Source organism: Streptomyces sp. NPDC056347 (assembly GCF_042262625.1).
In the GTDB taxonomy this organism is placed as follows: domain Bacteria; phylum Actinomycetota; class Actinomycetes; order Streptomycetales; family Streptomycetaceae; genus Streptomyces.
In genome coordinates, this window is the sequence record NZ_JBHJQP010000015.1 from 49,121 (window position 1) to 69,095 (window position 19,975).

Genomic DNA, 19,975 nt, shown 5'->3' on the forward strand with positions numbered 1-19,975 from the left:
GTCGATCAGCCCCGCGTGAGCTTCTTGTACGTGGCACGGTGCGGACGGGCCGCGTCCGCGCCGAGGCGCTCGACCTTGTTCTTCTCGTACGACTCGAAGTTGCCCTCGAACCAGTACCACTTCGAGTCGCCCTCGTACGCCAGGATGTGCGTGGCGACCCGGTCCAGGAACCAGCGGTCGTGGGAGATGACCACCGCGGCGCCGGGGAACTCCAGCAGGGCGTTCTCCAGCGAGGACAGGGTCTCGACGTCGAGGTCGTTGGTGGGCTCGTCGAGGAGCAGCAGGTTGCCGCCCTCCTTGAGCGTCAGCGCCAGGTTGAGACGGTTGCGCTCACCACCGGACAGGACGCCGGCCGGCTTCTGCTGGTCCGGGCCCTTGAAGCCGAACGCGGACACGTAGGCCCGCGAGGGCATCTCGACCTGGCCGACGTTGATGTAGTCCAGCTCGTCCGAGACGACGGCCCAGAGGGTCTTCTTCGGGTCGATGTTGGCGCGGGACTGGTCGACGTAGGAGATCTTGACCGTGTCGCCGACCTTGATGGAGCCGGAGTCCGGGGTCTCCAGGCCCTGGATCATCTTGAACAGCGTGGTCTTGCCCGCGCCGTTCGGACCGATGACGCCGACGATGCCGTTGCGCGGCAGCGTGAACGAGAGGTCGTCGATGAGGACCTTGTCGCCGAAGGACTTCGAGAGGTGCTCGACCTCGACGACGATGGAACCGAGCCGCGGGCCCGGCGGGATCTGGATCTCCTCGAAGTCCAGCTTCCGCATCTTCTCGGCCTCGGCCGCCATCTCCTCGTAACGGGCGAGGCGGGCCTTGGACTTGGTCTGGCGGCCCTTGGCGTTGGACCGGACCCACTCCAGCTCTTCCTTGAGCCGCTTGGCGCGCTTCTCGTCCTTGCGGCCCTCGACCTTGAGGCGGGCGGCCTTCTTGTCGAGGTACGTGGAGTAGTTGCCCTCGTAGGGCAGGGCGCGGCCGCGGTCCAGTTCCAGGATCCAGTCGGCGACGTTGTTGAGGAAGTAGCGGTCGTGGGTGACCGCGACGACGGCGCCGGCGTACTTGGAGAGGTGCTGCTCCAGCCAGTTCACCGACTCGGCGTCGAGGTGGTTGGTGGGCTCGTCGAGGAGGAGCAGGTCGGGTGCCTCGATGAGCAGCTTGCAGAGCGCGACGCGGCGCTTCTCGCCACCGGAGAGGTTGACGACCGGCCAGTCGCCGGGCGGGCAGCCCAGGGCGTCCATGGCCTGCTCCAGCTGGGCGTCCAGGTCCCACGCGTTGGCGTGGTCCAGGTCCTCCTGGAGCTTGCCCATCTCGTCCATGAGCTCGTCGGAGTAGTCGGTCGCCATGAGCTCGGCGACCTCGTTGAACCGCTTGAGCTTGCCCATGATCTCGGCGGCGCCGTCCTGGACGTTCTCCAGGACCGTCTTGGTCTCGTCGAGCTGGGGCTCCTGCATGAGGATGCCGACGCTGTAGCCGGGCGAGAGGAACGCGTCACCGTTGGACGGCTGCTCCAGGCCCGCCATGATCTTCAGCACCGTGGACTTGCCGGCGCCGTTGGGGCCCACGACACCGATCTTCGCGCCGGGCAGGAAGTTCAGGTTGACGTCATCGAGGATCACCTTGTCGCCGTGCGCTTTGCGCGTCTTGCGCATGGTGTAGATGTACTCAGCCAAGAGAAACCGTCCGGCGATCGATGAGTGGGCAGATACACCCATCTTGCCTGACGGACGCACCCGGATGGAAACCAGTACGGCCCACGGTGTATTCCGGGGCGTTCGGCGGCATGCGACGGCCCCGGTGCGCTGGTGCGCACCGGGGCCGCGATCAGGCGGTGGTGACGGTCCGCCGTCCGTCCGTCACCGTCCGGTCAGGGACCGGGGGCGACGGTGGGTGCTCACTGTGCGGTGGGCTGCGTCTTGCGCTTGCGCAGGAGGAAGACCGCGCCGCCGCCGACGACGACGAGGGCGATCGCGACGCCCGCGATGACCGGGGTGGCGCTGGAGCCACCGGTCTCGGCGAGGTCACCCGAGCCGCCGGTCGAGCCGTTGGAGCTGCCGCCGGCCGTGGCCGGGGTCTTGTCGCCGCCGGTCTGGGTCTCGGTGCCGCCCGCGCCGCTGCCGCTGGTCTTGCAGTCCAGGACGCCCTTGAACGTCTTGGAGAAGCCGTTCGGGCCGGTGACCGTGAAGTCGTACGCCTGGTCCTCGGCGACCGGGACGGTGATCGTCTCGGTCTTGCCCGCCTCGATGGTGTGCTTCGCGCCGGCCAGCTCGAAGGTGAACGCCTCGTCGCCCTCGTTGCTCGCGGTGACGTCCACGCCGCCCTTGGCGCAGTTCTTCTGCGCCGAGACCGCCGGGATGGCGCCCTTCTTGGCCCAGGCACCGGTGGCGGTCGCGGAGACCGTGGACTCGCTGGAACCGGCCAGGATCATGGTCTGGCTCTTGGTGACACCGGCGAAGGCCCGGCCGACCGGCACCGAGGTGGTGGCCTGGACGGTCAGCGAGGCGGTGCCGTCGGCGGCGCCCGCCGGGACGTCGAAGTACAGCTCGGCGCCGTTGACCGCGGCGGTGACGGGCTTGCCCGCCTTGTCGGTGACCTTGACGCCGCTGGCGGCGTCGGCGGGACCGGTCACGGTGACCTGTCCGGCGTTGGTGTGGACGGTGACCGGTCCGAGCTTCTCGCCGGAGCGGCCGGAGACCGCCGCCGGGTCCAGGGCGAGGGACGCCTTGGGCTCGGCCTGGTCGGTGGCGCTCTTCTCCAGCCAGTCGGCCAGCTTCTCGGCCTGGCCGTCGGTCGCCTCGACGTCGACGTTGTCCGAGTAGCGCCAGATGGCGACCTGGGTGCCCGCCGCCGCGGTCTTCTCGGTGAGCGGGCCGGTGCCGGCCGCCTTGGCGAGCTCCGCGAGGTCGTCGACCTGCGGGTAGGAGTGCTCGAGGATCCAGCGGATCCTGCCCGCGTTCTTGTTGGTGTTGAGCGAGGTCTGGTTCCAGGGGGTCTCCAGGTACTTCGCCTGGTCCTGGGTGGGGTTGTGGATGTCGATGCAGTACGTCTTGAGCTTGCCGCCGCCGTCGACGGTCATCTCGAAGAGACCGGCGGGCAGCTGCTGGTCCCGGCCGTTCGCGTTGTGCAGCACGGCACGGTCGAAGGTCTTCAAGCCGTCCAGCACCGCGGCGGCGCCGCCCTGGTGCTGGGGCGTCTCGTCGGCGACCGCGCTGCCCGCGCCGGCGAAGGCGCCCGCCATGACCAGACCGGATGCCACCACCGACACGGCCAGCCGGGCTATGCCGCGCCGCCTCGGAGAAATGGCCGTCGCCCCCGAGGACGACGAAACGGCCGCTGAAGAAGCAGAAAACACAGAATTCCCCTCCGGGCGGGGCCCTCCGCGCCTGATGCGCGTGTGGGGATTGCCCCGCCAGTCGACTCAAGTGCCCCGTGAGTACTGGGAATCCTAAGGACCAAGTGATGAACAGTCCCCCGTCATACCGTCGTACAACCATTCCGAATCGGAATCGTTATCCCCGGAAACACTCCTGTTCACTTCCCGGGCCCGCACCCGTCCCGTTCCGGCCGGGTCCGTGCCTCGTCAGGACGCCGACGCGAGTGCCTCCGCCCCCTCCTGACGCTCCGTCGGCCCCGGGTCGGCGTTCGCCGCCCGTACCGCCGGGGCCTGCCCGGCCTTCACCAGCCGCCGGAACGCCGCCGTCCCCCGGGTCAGGTCGTGGCCCACCGCCACCGCCTCGATGTCCACGAACGTACGGTGCTGCCCGTCCCGCTCCTCCTCACGGACCTTCAGCCTGCCGTGCACCACCAGCGGTTCGCCGACCGATACGGAACCGGACAGATTCCAGGCCAGGGCCCGCCAGGCCCACACGGTGTAAAAGCTGGTGTGCCCGTCCGCCCAGAGCTGTTTCTCCCGGTCCCAGCGGCGCGGCGTCACCGCGAACCGGAATCGCGCCATTCCGCCGGTCGCGGTCTCCCGGAACTCCACGCCCGTCGCCGCGTTGCCCACCAAGGTCACCAAAGTGTCGTTCATGACTCCGCCTCCCCTTCGCTCTTCGAAACAGCGGCCGCCGGGTCACGGCCGCCTGTTCCAGAGTGGAGGGAAGGCGGAAATCCTGCCGGGGCCTGTGGACTACCCGCCGGTTGTGGAAATCTCCGTCACCGCCGCGTACCTCTCCCGCACCTCGCGGTAGCGCACGAGCTCCGCGGCCACCGGATCGAGCACCCGGGCCCGGCCGCAGGCCGCGGCCGCCTCCCGCAGCCGCCGCTCGGCCTCCTGTCCGTACCGTCGCGCCGGCCCGCGCGCCGCGGCCGCGCACGACCACTCCACCAACGGGCCACCGACCACCCCGGCCAGCATCACCAGGGCGGGCGTGAGGTAGCCCGTCGCGAGCAGACCCACGAGCTGACCGACCAGCCAGAAGGCACCGACGAACTGCAGCAGCGTCATCACCACCTGCGCCAGCACCGCGACCGGCCACCACCTCGGCCGCGGCGGCCGCCCGCCCGCCCGGCCGCTCCGCACCACCCCGGCCGCCCCACGGGCTCTACCAGCCCCACTGCCCCCATGGGTTCCCTGGGCCTCATGGGGTCCGGAGGCCGCCGGCCCTGTGCCCGCGCCGGGCTCGGCCCCGGCCCCGGCTTGCTCCACCAGCTCGTCGAGCGCCTCGGGCAGCTCCTTCGCCCCGTGCACCGCTGCCTCGCGGACCGCCTGTGCCCAGGGGCCCGGCAGCCCGTGCGTGGCCTCGTCCGCCACCGCCCGTACCGCCTGCTCGACCCGCTGCCGGGCGGTGAGCCGCCGCTCGGGCGGCTCGGGCCGCACCGGGGGCTCCAGGCTCCCCGGCCGCCGCCGGGTCGACTCGTACCAGCGCCAGAGCCGCAGCCACGGCGTACCGCAGGCCCGGCCGGCGTTCCGGCGCCATTGGCGTTCGGCCGCCTGGCCCGCGGCGGCCGCGCCGACGGCCTCGGCCAGCCGGTCGGAGAACTCCTCCCGGGCCCGCTCGTCGAGCCCCGACCGCCCCTCGGCCACGTACACCGGGCGGAGCCTGGCCGCCGCGGCGTCCACGTCGGCGGAGAGCCTGCGCGCCGCGGCGCTGCGCTCCTGGACGAAGCGGCCGAGCACCTCGCGCAGTTCGCCGATCCCGTCGCCGGTCAGCGCGGACACGGCCATGACGGTGGCGCCCGGGTCGCCGTGCTCGCCCAGCGCCATGCCGTTCTCGTCGAGCAGCCTGCGCAGGTCGTCGAGGACCTGGTCGGCGGCGTCGCCGGGCAGCCGGTCGATCTGGTTGAGGACGACGAAGGTGACCTCGGCGTGCCCGGCGAGCGGCCGCAGATAGCCCTCGTGCAGGGCGGCGTCCGCGTACTTCTCCGGGTCGACGACCCAGATCACCGCGTCCACCAGCGCGAGCACCCGGTCGACCTGCTCCCGGTGCTCGGCCGCCGCCGAGTCGTGGTCGGGCAGATCGACGAGTACGAGCCCTTCCAGGGCCTCGTCGCCGTCCCCGCCGCCCTGCTGCGGCCTGCGCCTGAGCCGGCCGGGGATGGCGAGCCGGTCCAGCAGTCCGGCGGCGCCGTCGGTCCAGGAGCAGGCGATGGGGGCGGCGGTGGTCGGGCGGCGCAGCCCGGTGTCGGAGATCTGGGCGCCCGCGAGGGCGTTGAACAGCGTCGACTTGCCGCTGCCGGTGGCCCCGGCGATGGCGACGACGGTGTGCCGGGAGGAGAGCCGCTGCCGGGCCGCCGCCTCGTCGAGCACCCGCCCCGCCTCGTCGAGGGTGTCCCCGTCGAGGCGGGCCCGGGACAGCCCGACGAGTTCGCGCAGCGCGTCCAGGCGCGGCCGGAGCGGGCCGCCCGCGGGGACGTACGCCTCGACCGGGGGCAGGCTCACGGCCTCGTCGTCCGGGGCCGGCCCGGGTTCGGGGTCCGCCGCCCTGACGGCGGCCCGCCGGGCGATGAGTCCGTCGTTCCAGCCCCGGCCTTCCTCCGGGGACCGCTCCGTTCCGGGCTCCGGCGCCCCGGCGACCTCCACGGTCCCTTTCACCCCTCCCCCTGGTCCCGCTTCCGTTGCGGCTTTCCCGGAGGACTCGCAGGATTCGGAGTCCCCGCCGGAACCGGGCCCTTCATCAGTGACGGCAGTCATCGCTGCCACCTCTCCTTCTGCAGTACGGACAGCGCGGCGATCAGTTCGGCCTGCGGCTCCGGGGCCACGTCGAGGGCGTCCAGCGGGGCGAGCCGCCGGTCGCGCTCGTCGTCCAGCACCCGATCGAGGCAGTCGGTGAGCAGCGCCCCGCCCCGGTCGCGCAGCCGCAGCGCGCCCTGGGCGCCGATCCGTTCGGCGAGCTGCTCGCCCGCGCCCCGGGTGCGGCGGCCGCCGAGCAGCGCGGCGGCCAGGAGTGCCGTCACGGACTCGGTGTCGGGCGCCGCGTTGCGTTCCAGGCCGCGCACCTCCTCCTCGGCCAGTTCCTCCAGCACCCGCCACCAACGGCGTACGGCGAGGGAGATCCGGCCCCGGATGTCCTCCGCGGGCCCCCATCCCCCGGCCTCCCGGCGGACCCCCTCGAAGCCGAACTCCCGGGCGGCGGGGTCGCGTTGCCAGGCGGTACGGATCTGCTCGTCGGCGGCGGCGACGGCGCACTGGAGAAGCGCGGAAAGACTCTCGACCAGCGCGTCGAGGAGTTCCGCCGAGGTGCTGTACAGGGGGTAGCCGCGCCATCTGGTGCGGGCGTCCCCGGCGAGCACCCCGCCCCTGCGGAGCCTGCGCCGGACCTTGGCGCCCTCCGCGTGGTAGGCGTCCTCGACCACTCCGGTGAGCCGTACCGCCGCCGCGTACTGGGCGGCGACGGCCCCGGCCAGCTCCGGCATCCGTACGTCCAGCGAGTCGATCACCCCGGCCGCGGTACGCCCGACCGCCTGCTGGCGGGCCGCCGGGTCCTGGGCGCGGTGGCCGAGCCAGGCGCGCAGCGGGGCGACCGCGGTGGCGGGCAGCAGCCCGCTGCCGCCGCAGGCCGATTCGGGCAGCTCGGGAATGGTGAAGCGGGGCACATCGCCGAGGCCGGCCCGGGCGAGCAGTGCCCCGTACTGGCGTGACACCTCGCCGATCACCTGGTGCGGCACCCGGTCGAGCACGGTGACGAGCGAGGCGTCGTACTGCTTCGCGGTGCGCAGCAGGTGCCAGGGCACCGCGTCGGCGTACCGGGAGGCGGTGGTCACCATCACCCAGACGTCGGCCGCGCAGATCAACTGCGCGGCCAGCACGCGGTTGCGGACCACGAGCGAGTCGATGTCGGGCGCGTCGAGCAGTGCGAGACCGCGCGGCAGCCCGTGCGCGGTCTCGATCCGGAGCACGCTGCCGTCCTCCTCCCCGCCCCCGTCGAGCCCGCTCGCCCTGTCGAACCCGCCGAACCCGCCGGTCCCGTCGATGCCGTCGAACTCCCCCGCCTCCTCCGGCGGCAGCCAGACCCGGGTCAGCTGCGGCAGTACGCGTACCCCCGCGAACCAGTGGTGATCGTCCGGATGACAGACGAGCACCGGGGTCCGGGTGGTCGGCCGGAGCACCCCGGCCTGGCTGACCGGCCGCCCCACCAGTGAGTTGACCAGGGTCGACTTGCCCGCCCCGGTCGATCCCCCGATGACCGCGAGCAGGGGCGCCTCGGGGTCGCGGAGGCGGGGGAGCAAGTAGTCGTCGAGCTGGGCGAGCAGTTCGCTCCGGCTCTGCCGGGCGCGCTCGGCCCCCGGAAGCGGAAGTGGAAGACGCACGGCAGCGACACGGTCGCGGAGGGCGGAGAGTGCGTCGATGAGCTGAGGCCGTACGTCCAAGGTCACCACATGCGAAGAATGCCCAACTTTGGAGTCTTTTTGAAGCGTATAGCCACCTCTGCGCGCCGGTTCCCTCCGGAAAGAAGTCCGGACAGACGGGACGAGTAGGGGCGCAGGCATAACGAGTGCACAACACCCGGCGCACGAGACGTCAAAAGCGCTGCACGAATCCCACCCACCTGCGATTATCGGTTCGCTTCACCGAACCTCCACATCGTGCCACGCAGGTGAAGCAACCAGGACAAGGTGATCGGAGCCCTATCCTTGTTCCGGCAGGTCACCGACCGGCCCGGCCCCAGGGCTCCAGGCCGCCGAGGCCACCACCCGGCCCCCGTAGCTCAGTGGATAGAGCAGGTGCCTTCTAAGCACTTGGCCGCAGGTTCGAGTCCTGCCGGGGGCGCACGATCAAGACCCTCCTTCGGGAGGGTCTTTTCCGCTGTTCGGAGGCGCTTCCGCGCCTCGCCCGGCGCCCCCTTCCGCGGGACCGGGCCGCAGGTGGCCTGAAACGCCCATCAGGGCCGCCGACCCCTTCCCCGGGCCCGGGGCCCCGGTCGAGCACGACGGACCACCGGCCCATTTCGTGGGGCCGGGGCCGCATGGCGCACCCTGCCACCACGGCACATCCTGGCGACGGGAACGCCGGCGCCGGACAGCCGCGCCCCGGAACCCCAGGAGCCGGCCGAAGGCGAGCCCGCGGCCGGGCAGCTCCTTCGCACGGGCAGGACCGGAGGCGCCCCGCCGGGCCCTGTCGGGGCCCTTCTCGTCGCCGACGGTTGTTCCCGCGTTCCGCGAAGCCGTTCTCGGACACAGTCCGGCCGGTTTCCCACCTGGGGGTTTATGCGGCTAAAGGCACTCATTCGGGTGATCGAAAGGGAACAGGTGCCGGAGGGGTCCGTTCCGGAACGAGCATGTGTCCGACTCCCCGTCACCATCACTCACACGAAGCACGAAAGGCGGCACTGCCATGTCTGTCGACGGAACCCCGGAGAACCCGTTCACGCTCGGCGCCGACGATCTGGCCAGGCTGGACGCGATCCGCGAGGCGCTGCTGGACCCGTCGCCGCGCCGGATCGGCCGCCTGGACCAGTGGGGCCTGGCCGACTCCTACGAGACGTACACGGAGATCGCCGCGTACCGCGAGCTCTCGATCACCATGCCGGACGGAACGGTTCTCGACGCGTCGCTGAGCGTCCCGCGCAACCTCGCCCCCGGGCAGACCTGCCCCGCGGTCGTCCTGCCCGCCCCGCTGATCGACATCGGGCACCGCGCCTACCTGGGCATGATCCCGCGCCTGGCCCTCGGCGGCTACGCCGTCCTGGCCTACAGCCAGCGCGGTCTCGCCCGGTCCACGGGCGAGATCCACGTCGCCGGTCCGCAGGACATCGCCGACGCCACCGTGGTCGTCGACTCACTGATGCAGATCGACGGGGTCGACCCGGACCGGGTCGGCTTCTTCGGCTCCTCCTACGGCGCGGGCACGAGCCTGCTGGCGGCGGCGAACGACCGGCGGATCAAGGCCGTCGTGGGCACCAGCGCCTGGGGCGACCTCTTCGCCTCGCTGTACGAGAACGGCACCCGTCATCTGAAGGCGTTCGAAGCCCTCGTACAGCTCTTCGGCGAGGACCGGTGCTCGCCGGAGTTCCGCGAGGTCATCGGGAAGATCCGGGCCAACACCATCGACGACACCGTCCGCGAGTTCGCCCGGGAACGGTCGCCCAGGAACCACCTGAACGCGTACAACGACACCGCGACGCCGATCCTCCTGACCACCGCCTGGCACGAGACCGTCTTCTCCGTGCCCGCCGTCATCGAACTCTTCAACGGGCTGACGGGGCCCAAGTCGCTCCTCGTCCAGGTCGGCGACCACGGCAACGGCGAACTCCCGGGCCTGGCCGGTCTCCTCTCCAAGCCCACCGAGATGGCCTACCGCTGGCTGGACCACCACCTCGGCGGCAGCGCCGGTGACGGACGCGAGCCCGGCTACGGCATCCGCTCGGAGTACATGCACAACCTCCTCTCCGACCTCCGCCACCCCGACTGGGAGAGCTACGCCCTGCCCAAGAGGCGGTTCCACCTCACCGCCCCGGCCGCCGGACAGAGTGACGGGCAGCTGGCCGAGGGCGAGCCGCAGGCGGGCTGGACCCGTTCGGTGAAGTCCACCGGGCAGGGCACCGACATCGTCGTCGCTCCCAGGCTCGTCCAGACCGGCCTGGCCGAGCGCATGGGTCTGCCGTACGTCTACAAGACCGCCGACGTCGACCGCGGCCTCGCCGCGGTCTGGACCGGAGCGCCGCTGGAGCGGGCCATGCGCATCCAGGGCGACCTGGAGCTGCGGGTGACGGTGAAACCGCAGCAGGCGGACGCCACGATCGTCGCCTACCTGCTGGACGTCGACCCGGCCACCGGCAAGGGGCACATCATCACCCACGCCCCCTTCACCCTCACCGACCGGCCGGCCGGCGAGAGCACCACCGTGGCCTTCCCCCTCCAGCCCGCCCACTACGTTCTGGCCAGGGGCCACCGGCTCCAGCTGGTCGTCGACACCCACGACCCCTTCTTCACCACGGCCGACACCACCACCCCGGTGTTCACCCTCGACATCACCTCTCCCGAGGGCAGCGAGTCCCACCTCGACGTCCCCCTCGGCGACCTGGACTGACCCCACCCCCCGGCGTGACGGGACTCCGGTGCGGACCGGCCGCACCGGAGTCCCGGTTCCGGCACGGAACGATGCGCGCGACGCCGATCACGGGGCCCGGTCCGGGGCTGTGTGCCAGTTCACGGTGACCTCCGGCGGTACCGGTACCTAGGATGCGTGGATCAGGCAACTATTCGTGTACGTCCGGCCGAGGAGATCCGTCCCGTGAGCACAGGTGCCGCCCGCGAGAGCTACTACGAGCGGACCGGTGCGTACCGCTTCAAGCCGACGGCTCACGCGAGCGGGGCCTGGAGTCCGGACGAGCAGCACTTCAGTCCGGTCGCCGGACTCATGGCGCACGCGATCGAACGGCATCTGGCGGACCGCCCGGGTGGTGCGGGCCGGCTCGTGGTCGGGCGGATCGGTTACGACATCCTCGGCCGCATCGCGCTCGACGAGTGCGAGATCACCGTGGAGACCGTCCGTCCGGGCCGCACCATCGAACTCCTCGAAGCGACCCTCGTCATCGGCGACCGGGCGGCGGTCCGCGCCCGGGCCTGGCTGATGACGTCCCTGGACACCTCGTCCGTCGCCGACAGCCCCCGCGAGCCGCTGCCCGCCCCCGACGGGCTCCCCCGGTGGGAGATGGCCGGGCAGTGGGACGGCGGCTACATCGCGTCCATCGACGTACGCCGCACTCCCCCGGCCCGCAAGGGCCGTACGGCGGCCTGGCTCTCCACGCCGCTCGGGCTGGTCGCGGGCGAGGAGAGCGGCGCGCTCGCCTCGTACATCACGCTGGTGGACACCGCGAACGGCATCGCCGTCCAGCAGGACCCGGCCGACTGGATGTTCCCCAACATCGATCTGACGATCCATCTGCACCGGCAGCCGGAAGGGCCGTGGACCGGCCTGGACACCACCGTCACCTTCGGCCCGACGGGGCAGGGGCTGACCAGCAGCGTGCTGCACGACATCCACGGGCCGGTGGGACAGGCCGAGCAGATCCTCACCGTCCGCCCCCAGCCGCGCGCCTGAGCCACGCCCCCTCGCCGGGAGGGGAGCCTGGAGCACGGTTCTCGCGCCGGGACGCGGCGAGCGGGTCGGCATCGTCCCCGTTCCCGGACACCGGGGAAGGGACGCGAGGCGTCCGCCCCGGTCTCAGGCGCCGGCCCGGACCGGACCGGCCGGCTTCGGCGCCTGCCCGGCGGTCGGCGGGATCGTGACGTCGAGGCGGCCGATCACCCGGCGGGCCGCCTCGGCGAGTTCGGGCGGGCCTTCGACGGTGAAACGGCAGTCGAAGGTGACGAGGAAGCCGATGAGCGCCGGCCAGGACCACGCCCCCATCCGGATCCGGGTGATCCGCTCGTCGACCGCCTCGAAGCTCGCCGCGCCCGGAGCCCATCTCGCCACCAGCGTCGCGGGGCACTCCATCAGGACGGTGCCCCAGCACGGCCAGGTGTCCGCGGTGTCCCCCCGGTCGGGCTGACTCCGGACGAAGCCCGCGATGTCCTCCTCCGGCACCTCCCGACGGCCGAACCGCCAGGCGGTGGCGGCCAGTTGTCCGATGCGGTCGAGCCGGTAGGTGTGCCAGGAATCCGCACGCTGGTCGTAGGCGACCAGGTACCAGCGCCCGGACCAGACGACGAGCCGGTGGGGTTCGGCCAGGACCTCGTCGCCCTCCCCCGGGTCACGGTCGATGGACCGGTAGGAGAACCGCACCAGTTCGCGCTGTTGCGCGGCGGCGCTCAGCCGCGCCAGCAGTGCGGGATCGACCTGGGGCGGGGCCAGCTCCCAGGCGTTCTCGATCTGTTCCACCGAGAAGGCCGCCAGCCGGCGGGCCAGATGGGAAGGAAGGAGCTCCTTGACGGAGTTCAGCGCCCGCTTCGTGGCGTCCCCCATCCCGGTCACCGAGGCCGGAGCCGTCTGCAGGGCCAGCGCGATGGCGACGGCCTGCTCGTCGTCGACCATCAGCGGGGGCAGCCGCGCCCCGCGGGACAAGCGGTAGAAGCCGGAGGGGCCCTTGCGTGCCGTGACGGGATAGCCCAGTTCGCGCAGCCGGCTGATGTCGCGCCGGACCGTCCGCGGGGACACTCCCAGCCGCTGGGCCAGGCTGTCGCCGGTCCACTCCTTCTGGGCCTGGAGCAGGCCGAGCAGTTCCAGTGTTCGGTCGGCGATCACGGATTGCCCCCGGATGGATGCCAGTAGGGGTCGGTAGAGGTCAGATTACGTCCTCTACCCCTGTCAGGGTGCCACTGGCTCGGAGGCAGGACGCCTCCCCGGCACCCCCAGTACCTCGCCCTCGGCGACCGGACCGGGTGCACCCCCATCGAACAGAACGGAGGAACGCCGTGTCCCGCAATCCGGCTCGGCCCTCACCCACCGACCGGGACGCCTGGCTGGGCCTGGTCGCCGTTTCCCTGGGTGTCTCGCTGGTGGTCGTGGACTTCACCATCGTCAATGTGGTGATGCCGCCGATCATCGACGACCTGGAGATCTCGGCCTTCGGCGCCCAGTGGATCCAGGAGTCCTACGCGATCGTCCTGGCCGCCCTGCTGCTGGTGATGGGCCGCCTCTCGGACCTCCTGGGAGCGCGCAGGCTGTTCATGACCGGAACCGTAGTCTTCGGGCTGGCCAGCATCGCCGCGGCGGTGTCGCCCACCGGGGAACTGCTGATCGCCGGCCGGGTCGCGCAGGGTGTCGGTGGTGCGATCATCATGCCGACATCACTGGCGCTGCTCAATCTGACCTTCCGGGGTCCGGACCGCGGCAAGGCGTTCGCCGTCTGGGGCTCGACGATCGGGGCGGCCGCCGCGGTCGGACCGCTGCTGGGCGGCCGACTCGCCGACTACTCATGGCGGTGGGCCTTCGGCATCAACATCGCGGTCGTCGTGCTGATCCTCGTCGGCGTCATGAAGTTCCTCCCGCCCTCCCCCCGCCGGCCGGGCCGGATCGACGCCGTCGGCGCGGTGCTGTCGGTGCTGGGCCTCGGGCTTCTCGCGTTCGCGCTGATCGAGGGACGCAACTACGGATGGTGGGAACCGCGCGAGGACTTCGGTCCCTTCGGCGACAGCACGGGCCTGTCGGTCGTGCCGGTCGCCCTGGTCGTCGCGGTGGTGTGTCTCGCCCTCTTCCTGTTCCTCCAGGTGCGGCTCACCCGGGGCAGCGGCACGGCGCCGCTGATGGACACCTCCCTGTTCGGCATCAGGTCCTTCAGCACGGGCAGCATCGCGACGCTCGTCATCGCCCTGGCCGAGTTCGGCATGCTCGCCGTGCTGCCGCTCTGGCTCCAGTACGCCCTGGACTATTCGCCGGCCCAGACCGGGCTGCTGGTCTTCGTCGTCGCGGTCGGCAGCTTCTTCGCGAGCGGTGCGAGCTTCGGTATGGCCGGGAAAACCGGGCCGGTCGGCCTGGTCCGGATCGGTCTGGTCCTGGAGGCGGCCGGCCTGCTGATGTTCGGCCTGCTGGCCGACAGCGGCTCCCGGTGGTGGGTCATCGCCATCGCGCTGTTCCTGTACGGCACGGGGGTCGGCTTCGCCACCGCCCAGGTCACCAACGTGGTCCTGGCGGATGTACCGCCGCACCGGGCCGGCCAGGGCTCCGGAATCCAGAGCGCCGCGCGCCAGCTCGGCTCCGCACTCGGCATCGCGGTCCTGACCTCGACGTTCTTCATGACACTGGCCTCCGGCCTGTCGGACCGGCTCGTCAGGCAGGGAACCCCCGAGGCCGGTGCCGACCAGCTGTCCTCGGCGGTCTCCGACAGCGCCGGCGCGATGATCTCCGAGCTGGGCGGCGACCCGCGGACGGCGTCCGCCGCCGACGCCGCCCGCGACGCCATGTCCCACGCGATCCAGGTCAACGGCTACACCTGTGCCGCGCTGCTCGCCCTCGGCATGCTGGCGACCTTCCTCGTCCCGCGGCCCGAGCAGGGCGCCCGGCAGTGGGGAGCGGGCGACGCCGCCGACGCGGCACCGAGCGCCGGTGGCAGCACCGGCCGGACCCACGCCTCCTAGAGGCGATCGGCCGAAGACCGGCCGCGCGGGGCCGCCTCCTCTCCTCGGGGACGGCCCCGCATCCGCTCGCGCCCTCCTCGTGGATCACGGGTCCGCGGGGAGGGCGCGGGCGGTCAGCGGTTGAACGACGTACCGAGTGCCGCGGCCTTCGCGACCGTGCCGAGGGTTCCGTGGCCGAAGGTGAAGGAGCCCTTGGCCGTCGGGCCCTTCGCCGAGGACGGGAAGACCCACAGGGAGCCGTCGCCGGCGTTCTCGCCGGGGGCGCCGACGGCCAGTTCGGCGCGGCCGTCGTGGTTGGCGTCGACGAGCTTGGCGGCGCCGCCGAAGAGGTCACCGGCCTCGGCCACGCCGGGGACGTCCGCGGTGTCCTGGTTGAAGCCGATCGTGCCGGCCCCGGTCGGGCCGGAGGCGGTGCCGGGCAGGACGAGGACCGAGCCCGCGTCCTTCTTCTTGACGATGTCCTCCCCGGGGACGCCCACGGCGATGTCCCCGAAGCCGTCGCCGTTCATGTCGCCGACCGACAGCGAGGCGCCGAATTCGTCGTGCACCTCGGCGACGCCCGGGACCCCGGCGCTGTCCTGGTTGAACACCTTGGCCTTGGTGCCCTGCGGGCCGCTCGCGCCGCCCGGTACGTAGGTGATCATGCCGCCCAGGGCGCGCGGGTAGTCGATGTCGCTGTCGTAGCCCTCGACGATGCGGCCCACCACGATGTCGGCGTACTTGTCGCCGTTGATGTGGCCCGCGGCGATGGTCTCGCCGCCCTGGAGGCTGTAGCCGTCGGGCCGCTTCACGGTGGTGGGGGTGTCGGCGAGGCCGCCCGCGCCCCCCTGGTGGACAAGGATGCGGCGGGCGTCGTACTCGTCACCGTCGTGGACGGCGGAGGCCAGGTCGTCGCGGCCGTCGCCGTTGAAGTCACCGGCGGCGATGTCCGTGTAGCGCAGGTCGTCCATGTCGCGGATCACCCGGGCCGACGCCGCGCCGCCGTCGCGCCCGAACGGGCCGGACAGGAGGTGGATGTTGCTGCCCTGGAGCGTGACGACGTCCGTGGCGCCGTCGCCGTTGAAGTCCCCGACCGCCGTCCGCGTACCGATCCCGGCGAACTCCTCGTCGCCGGAGAGCAGGGTCGCGCCGCCGGACAGCCCCTGCGGGCCGCCCCAGACGACGGTGAGCGAACCGGCCTTGCGGAACGTGCCGTTCTGCTCGCCGGAGGCTCCGATCACCAGGTCGGTGTAGCCGTCCTTGTCCAGGTCGGCGGAGGCCGTGGAGCTGCCGAAGGCGTCACCGGCCTCGGCGTCGTCGGGTATGCCGGGCGAGTTCTGGCTGAAGACCTGCTTGGTGGAGGTCTGCAGCCCGTTCTTGGAGCCGTACACCACACCCACGTACCCGGCCTTGGCCTTGCCGTCGACGGTGCCGCCGGGCGCGGTGAACGCCAGGTCCGGGAAGCCGTCGCCGTTGAAGTCCTCGCGGGCCGGGGCCGGTGCGGTCGCCGCCCGGCCCGGGGACGCCGTCGCGCGGTCGGGCGTCGTGGCCTGGGCGGCGGGGAGGGTGATCACGGCGGTCGCCACGGTGATGGCGAGGACCACGGTGGTTCCGAGGGCGCGGGATGCCACGGGGGCTCCTTCGTTCGGGTTCGGTCGTCTGCGGGCTGTGCCGTGCCGCCGTACGGCTCCGGCACTGCGCAGGTTCAGACCGTCCGCGGTGGGCGGCGGTTGCGTCCGGGAGCCGACTGTTACAGCTCCACGACGCGAACGAACGGCGAACGGCGGGGTTCTCGGCTGTCCTTCAGAAGTCGGCCCGCACGGCGGCCAGCAGGGCGAACGCGAGGAGCGTCAGGAGCGTACGGATCAGATGGAGCCGGTTCCAGGGCGCTTCGAACGCGGTCCGGGCGGCACGGTCGTCGTCGCCCTCGGACCGGGCCAGCGCCGTGTTCAGCGGGATGTTCCCGCCGATCGTGACCAGGTGCCCGGCGACCGCGCAGACCAGCGCCCCGACGGCGAGCACCCGGTCCGTGCCGCCGTCGCCGCCAATGACCACGGCGGCCGGGAAGGCGATCACCCCGAGGAAGAGGACCAGAAAGGCCGGGCCGGGCACCTTCTCGTTGAAGCGGCGCATGGCGGCCGTGAACTGCTCGTCGGGCAGGACCGCGATGCCGGGCATGATCGCGAGCCGAAAGGTCAGCATGAACCCGGCGTACAGGCCGGTGGTGATCACGGCGAGCGTCAGGAAGAGCGGGGGAAGGGAGGAAGGCATGGGGGACATCCTTACGGTGACGGGCGGGCCGCGCAGCCGGTTTCGGCGGTGCGGGCCACGCAGCCGGTTTCGGCGGCCGACGCGGCCCGCGCCGCCCCTCATCTCCGCGACAGGTCAGCCCAGTTCGCCGTCGCGCGCCTCCCCCGGACCGCCCTCGTCGCCGTCCGTGCCGTTCCTGATCCGGTCGGCCTGGCCGATCGCGGTCGCCAGTCTGCGTACGGAGGAGTCCTCGGTCGCGGTCGCCAACGCGTCCGCACGGGACGCGAGTTCACCGAGCCCGGGGGCGCCCGGGAGGCTGCCGCCGCGGAGCGTCTCGGCGAAATAGGCGGCCACGGCGGTCACTTGGAGGCGCTTGCCCGGTCCGCCCCAGAGCGGGCCGTCGACGGCGTCCGTGGTGACCGTGGCGTGCCGCTCGTGCGGTTCCCGGGTGGCGGGGTCCAGCCAGCGGACGGTGGCCGTCGCCACGTGCCCCGAGGCGCCGGGCCTGAGGCGTACGGCGTACAGCGCGGTCACCGTGTGGCCGGGGCCGACCTCGCCGCCGTCGACCCGGTCGTCACGGAAGTCCTCGTCGGCGACCTTGCGGTTCTCGTACCCGACGAGCCGGAACTGTTTGACGGTCTTCCGGTCGAAGGCGACCTGGGCCCTGGCGTCGCGCGCGGTCAGTTCGAGGTGGGCGGGGAGCTGGTCGACGAAGACCTTGCGGGCCTGCTCCTCGTCGGCGACGTAGGTGGTGTGGCCGTCGCCCTTGTCGGTGAGCTCCTCCATCAGCGCGTCGCCGTACTCGCTGCCGACGCCGACCCCGAAGAGGGTGATGCCGTACTCGCGGCGGGCGGAGCCGATGCGTTCCAGGATGGCCTCGGCCTCGGTCTCGCCGGTGTTGGCGAGGGCGTCGGAGAGCAGGACGACCCGGTTGCCGGCGCCCTTGACCCGGCCGTCGACCGCTTCCTCGTAGCCCCGGCGGATCCCTGCCTCGACGTTGGTGGAGTCGGTGGGCTCCATGGAGTCGACGCGGTCGCGGATCTCGCCGCGATGGCCGCGCAGCCGGGTCATCGGCAGCAGGGTCTCCGCCTCGTCGCTGAAGGTGACCAGGGAGACGGAGTCGTCGTCGCGGAGTTCGTCGGTGAGGATGCCCAGGGACTTCTTCACTAGGTCCAGGCGGCCGGGCTCGGCCATCGAGCCGGAGATGTCGACGACGAAGGTGAGCGCGGCGGGCGGGCGTTCGTCGCGGGTGTCGGCGGCCCTGGTGGCGAGGCCCACCCGCATCAGGGACCAGTCCCCGTCCCCGGCACGGGCCCCGTCGACGTTCACGCTGAAGCCCTTGCCGGCCGGGCGGCGGTAGCCCTGGCGGAAGCTGTTGACGAACTCCTCGGGCCGCACGGTGGAGGGGTCGGGAAGGCTGCCGCCGCCCAGGGTGCGGCGGGCGTAGCCGTACGAGGCGGTGTCGACGTCCAGCGCGAAGGTGGACAGGTAGTCGGGCGGGGCGGACTCCCGCGGCCCGCCCTTCGCCCCGGCCCCGTCCTTCCCCTCGACCCCGCCCCGCTTCTGAGCCCCGCCCCCGCCCGGCGCGCCGTACGCGGGGGCGGGGGCTCCCCGGCGGTCGGAGACGGCCCGGTCGGTGGTGGCGGTGCCCGAGCATCCGGTGAGCAGCATCCCGCCCGCCAGCAGCGCTCCGATCACTCCTTGCCGCGTACGCGCGTATCGGCTCCGGTACGTGACGGTCCGGCGTTCCATCGTCTTCCCCCTCGGCGTCGGCCTGTCGGCAACCTGTGAATGTGACGTTCGGGGCAGGCGTCCGGAAGCAGCCGAAGTTGTTGCGGATGGGTCTCGATGCGGCAACGGCGGGCCGGTATGCGGCGGAATGCCCCGCCGGAGGGAGGGTGTCCGGGCATCCGGAGCCGGACCGGAGATCGGAGGACGAGCGGAAAAACAAGTCTTGTCATGCACACTCAATCACGGTCTACTCGCATAGACCGATGCGACACCCACCCCTGCTCGCCGGATTCCGGTGGTCGCCTCGGCACCCCCGTTGTGCTCCATCTCCCAACAGGAGACATCGTCTTGAGTGCTTCCACACCGCTGCGCACGACCCTGATCGGTGCCGTGCTCGCCGCGACCGCACTGGTTCCGCTCCAGGGCACCGCGCTGGCCGCTCCGGCACACCCGGCGGCCGCCGCATCCACCGCGTCCGCCACCTCGGCCCCCGCCACCTCGGTCTCCGGCATCGAGGACGCCACCGCACGCGCGCTCGCCCGCTCGCTGGCCGACCCGGCCTGGCGCGGCGAGGTCCGCCGGGCCGCTCTCGCGGCGGACGCGGTCAGCCTCGGCGCGCTCACCGGCCGCGCCACCGCCACGGCCGGGCGGCAGCTCGCCGCCGAGATCACCGAGGCGGACCGGGGCGTCGCCGCCGCCAAGGGCCTGGGCAGCGGCGCGGGTCCGCTGCTGCGGGTCGCGCTGGCCGACGCGTCGATGCGCGAGCGGCTCGCCTCGGGTACGGAGCCGCTGGTGGCCGCCGCCCCCTCCGACGACGACGGCGCCACGTCCTTCACCGCGTACGACAGCCGGGGCACCGCCCACCGGCTCCCGCTGGACGCCGCCACCACCCGGCCCGTCTACCTCGTCGGCGTCGACGGGGCGAAGGCGGTCGCCGAGGGGCTGAAGGTCATCGACGAGACCCTGGGGTCCAGGGGCCTGAACGCCCCCGCACCGGCCGCCGCGCGCACCACGGCCGCCGCGTCGGGCATCGACACCACCCGGATCGACTCGGTGCAGGTGGCCGACGTCAAGGAGCCCTTCTTCAAGGGCGACGCCGAGATCTTCACCCTGGTCACGGGCTTCGGCAAGGACGGCAAGCCACGCGTGGACACGGTCGAGATGCCGTACCTGAACAAGGCGGGCACGACCTACTACCCGGGCCAGGTCCTGGTCAACTGGTCCAACTACAAGTACGACATGGCCGACGCGGTCATGATGGAGGACGACGGGGACACCAACTACCAGGCCCTGGCCAAGGCCATCGCCGCGATCCTGCTGACCATCACCGACCAGGGCGCGTACATCCCGCTGGCCGACGCGGTGCTCGACGCCATCCCGACGAGCTGGTGGACCGACGACCCGGACTACGTCGACTCCTGGTACACCCTCGCCAAGTCCAGCAGCGGCAAGCGCAACGGTGCCGCGGGCAACGGCTGGATGTCCGTCTCGCCGTACCACGTGGCAGAGCTCTGAGCGTCCGCGCGCGTCCGGCCCGGCCCCACGGCGGGCCGGGCGCGCG

The 19,975-nt window shown here is 72.2% G+C and carries 13 protein-coding genes and 1 tRNA gene; 5 read left to right on the forward strand and 9 right to left on the reverse strand.

Going from position 1 to position 19,975, the window contains the following annotated elements:
* Nucleotides 1-5 precede the first annotated feature (5 nt).
* The 5 genes from ettA to ACFCV8_RS06245 all read right to left on the reverse strand — a co-directional run bounded on the left by ettA (nt 6) and on the right by ACFCV8_RS06245 (nt 7,806).
* Nucleotides 6-1,670, reverse strand: coding sequence for an energy-dependent translational throttle protein EttA (gene ettA / locus ACFCV8_RS06225; protein ID WP_376684078.1), 1,665 nt, complete (start codon nt 1,668-1,670; stop codon nt 6-8).
* A 221-nt stretch (nt 1,671-1,891) separates the two neighbouring features.
* A complete protein-coding gene (locus ACFCV8_RS06230; RefSeq protein ID WP_376684079.1) occupies nt 1,892-3,349 on the reverse strand; it encodes an LAETG motif-containing sortase-dependent surface protein in 1,458 nt (485 codons plus the stop codon).
* A 228-nt stretch (nt 3,350-3,577) separates the two neighbouring features.
* A complete protein-coding gene (locus ACFCV8_RS06235) occupies nt 3,578-4,027 on the reverse strand; it encodes a single-stranded DNA-binding protein (RefSeq protein WP_376684080.1) in 450 nt (149 codons plus the stop codon).
* Nucleotides 4,028-4,126: 99 nt separating this feature from the next.
* Nucleotides 4,127-6,130, reverse strand: coding sequence for a GTPase (locus ACFCV8_RS06240; protein WP_376684081.1), 2,004 nt, complete (start codon nt 6,128-6,130; stop codon nt 4,127-4,129).
* A complete protein-coding gene (locus ACFCV8_RS06245; protein ID WP_376684090.1) occupies nt 6,127-7,806 on the reverse strand; it encodes an ATP-binding protein in 1,680 nt (559 codons plus the stop codon). Before ACFCV8_RS06245 ends, ACFCV8_RS06240 begins: the two co-directional genes overlap by 4 nt.
* Nucleotides 7,807-8,133: 327 nt before the next feature.
* Here ACFCV8_RS06245 and ACFCV8_RS06250 point away from each other — a divergent pair.
* The 3 genes from ACFCV8_RS06250 (at nt 8,134) to ACFCV8_RS06260 (ending at nt 11,479) form a co-directional block, all read left to right on the forward strand.
* Nucleotides 8,134-8,206 (forward strand) — tRNA-Arg (locus ACFCV8_RS06250).
* A 564-nt stretch (nt 8,207-8,770) separates the two neighbouring features.
* Complete coding sequence (locus ACFCV8_RS06255) at nt 8,771-10,465, forward strand: alpha/beta fold hydrolase (RefSeq protein WP_376684082.1); 1,695 nt, start codon at nt 8,771-8,773, stop codon at nt 10,463-10,465.
* Nucleotides 10,466-10,669: 204 nt separating this feature from the next.
* A complete protein-coding gene (locus ACFCV8_RS06260; RefSeq protein WP_376684083.1) occupies nt 10,670-11,479 on the forward strand; it encodes a thioesterase family protein in 810 nt (269 codons plus the stop codon).
* Nucleotides 11,480-11,602: 123 nt separating this feature from the next.
* Here ACFCV8_RS06260 and ACFCV8_RS06265 read toward each other — a convergent pair whose 3' ends face one another.
* Nucleotides 11,603-12,622 carry a helix-turn-helix transcriptional regulator gene (locus ACFCV8_RS06265; RefSeq protein WP_376684084.1) on the reverse strand — a complete coding sequence of 340 codons (1,020 nt, stop codon included), beginning with the start codon at nt 12,620-12,622 and terminating at the stop codon, nt 11,603-11,605.
* A 170-nt stretch (nt 12,623-12,792) separates the two neighbouring features.
* Here ACFCV8_RS06265 and ACFCV8_RS06270 point away from each other — a divergent pair, with 170 nt between their 5' ends.
* The gene (locus ACFCV8_RS06270; RefSeq protein ID WP_376684085.1) at nt 12,793-14,454 is read left to right on the forward strand and encodes an MFS transporter; all 1,662 of its coding nucleotides are present in this window, start codon (nt 12,793-12,795) and stop codon (nt 14,452-14,454) included.
* Nucleotides 14,455-14,567: 113 nt separating this feature from the next.
* On the opposite strand, the gene ACFCV8_RS06275 is transcribed toward ACFCV8_RS06270, so the two are convergent.
* From ACFCV8_RS06275 to ACFCV8_RS06285, 3 genes are all read right to left on the reverse strand, one after another.
* Complete coding sequence (locus ACFCV8_RS06275) at nt 14,568-16,064, reverse strand: FG-GAP-like repeat-containing protein (RefSeq protein ID WP_376684086.1); 1,497 nt, start codon at nt 16,062-16,064, stop codon at nt 14,568-14,570.
* 172 nt (nt 16,065-16,236) lie between these two features.
* A complete protein-coding gene (locus tag ACFCV8_RS06280; protein WP_376684087.1) occupies nt 16,237-16,704 on the reverse strand; it encodes a DUF1772 domain-containing protein in 468 nt (155 codons plus the stop codon).
* 114 nt (nt 16,705-16,818) lie between these two features.
* Nucleotides 16,819-18,435, reverse strand: coding sequence for a von Willebrand factor type A domain-containing protein (locus tag ACFCV8_RS06285; RefSeq protein WP_376684088.1), 1,617 nt, complete (start codon nt 18,433-18,435; stop codon nt 16,819-16,821).
* Nucleotides 18,436-18,762: 327 nt separating this feature from the next.
* On the opposite strand from ACFCV8_RS06285, the gene ACFCV8_RS06290 reads away from it, so the two are divergent.
* Nucleotides 18,763-19,929, forward strand: coding sequence for a DUF3103 family protein (locus ACFCV8_RS06290; protein ID WP_376684089.1), 1,167 nt, complete (start codon nt 18,763-18,765; stop codon nt 19,927-19,929).
* Nucleotides 19,930-19,975: the final 46 nt, after the last annotated feature.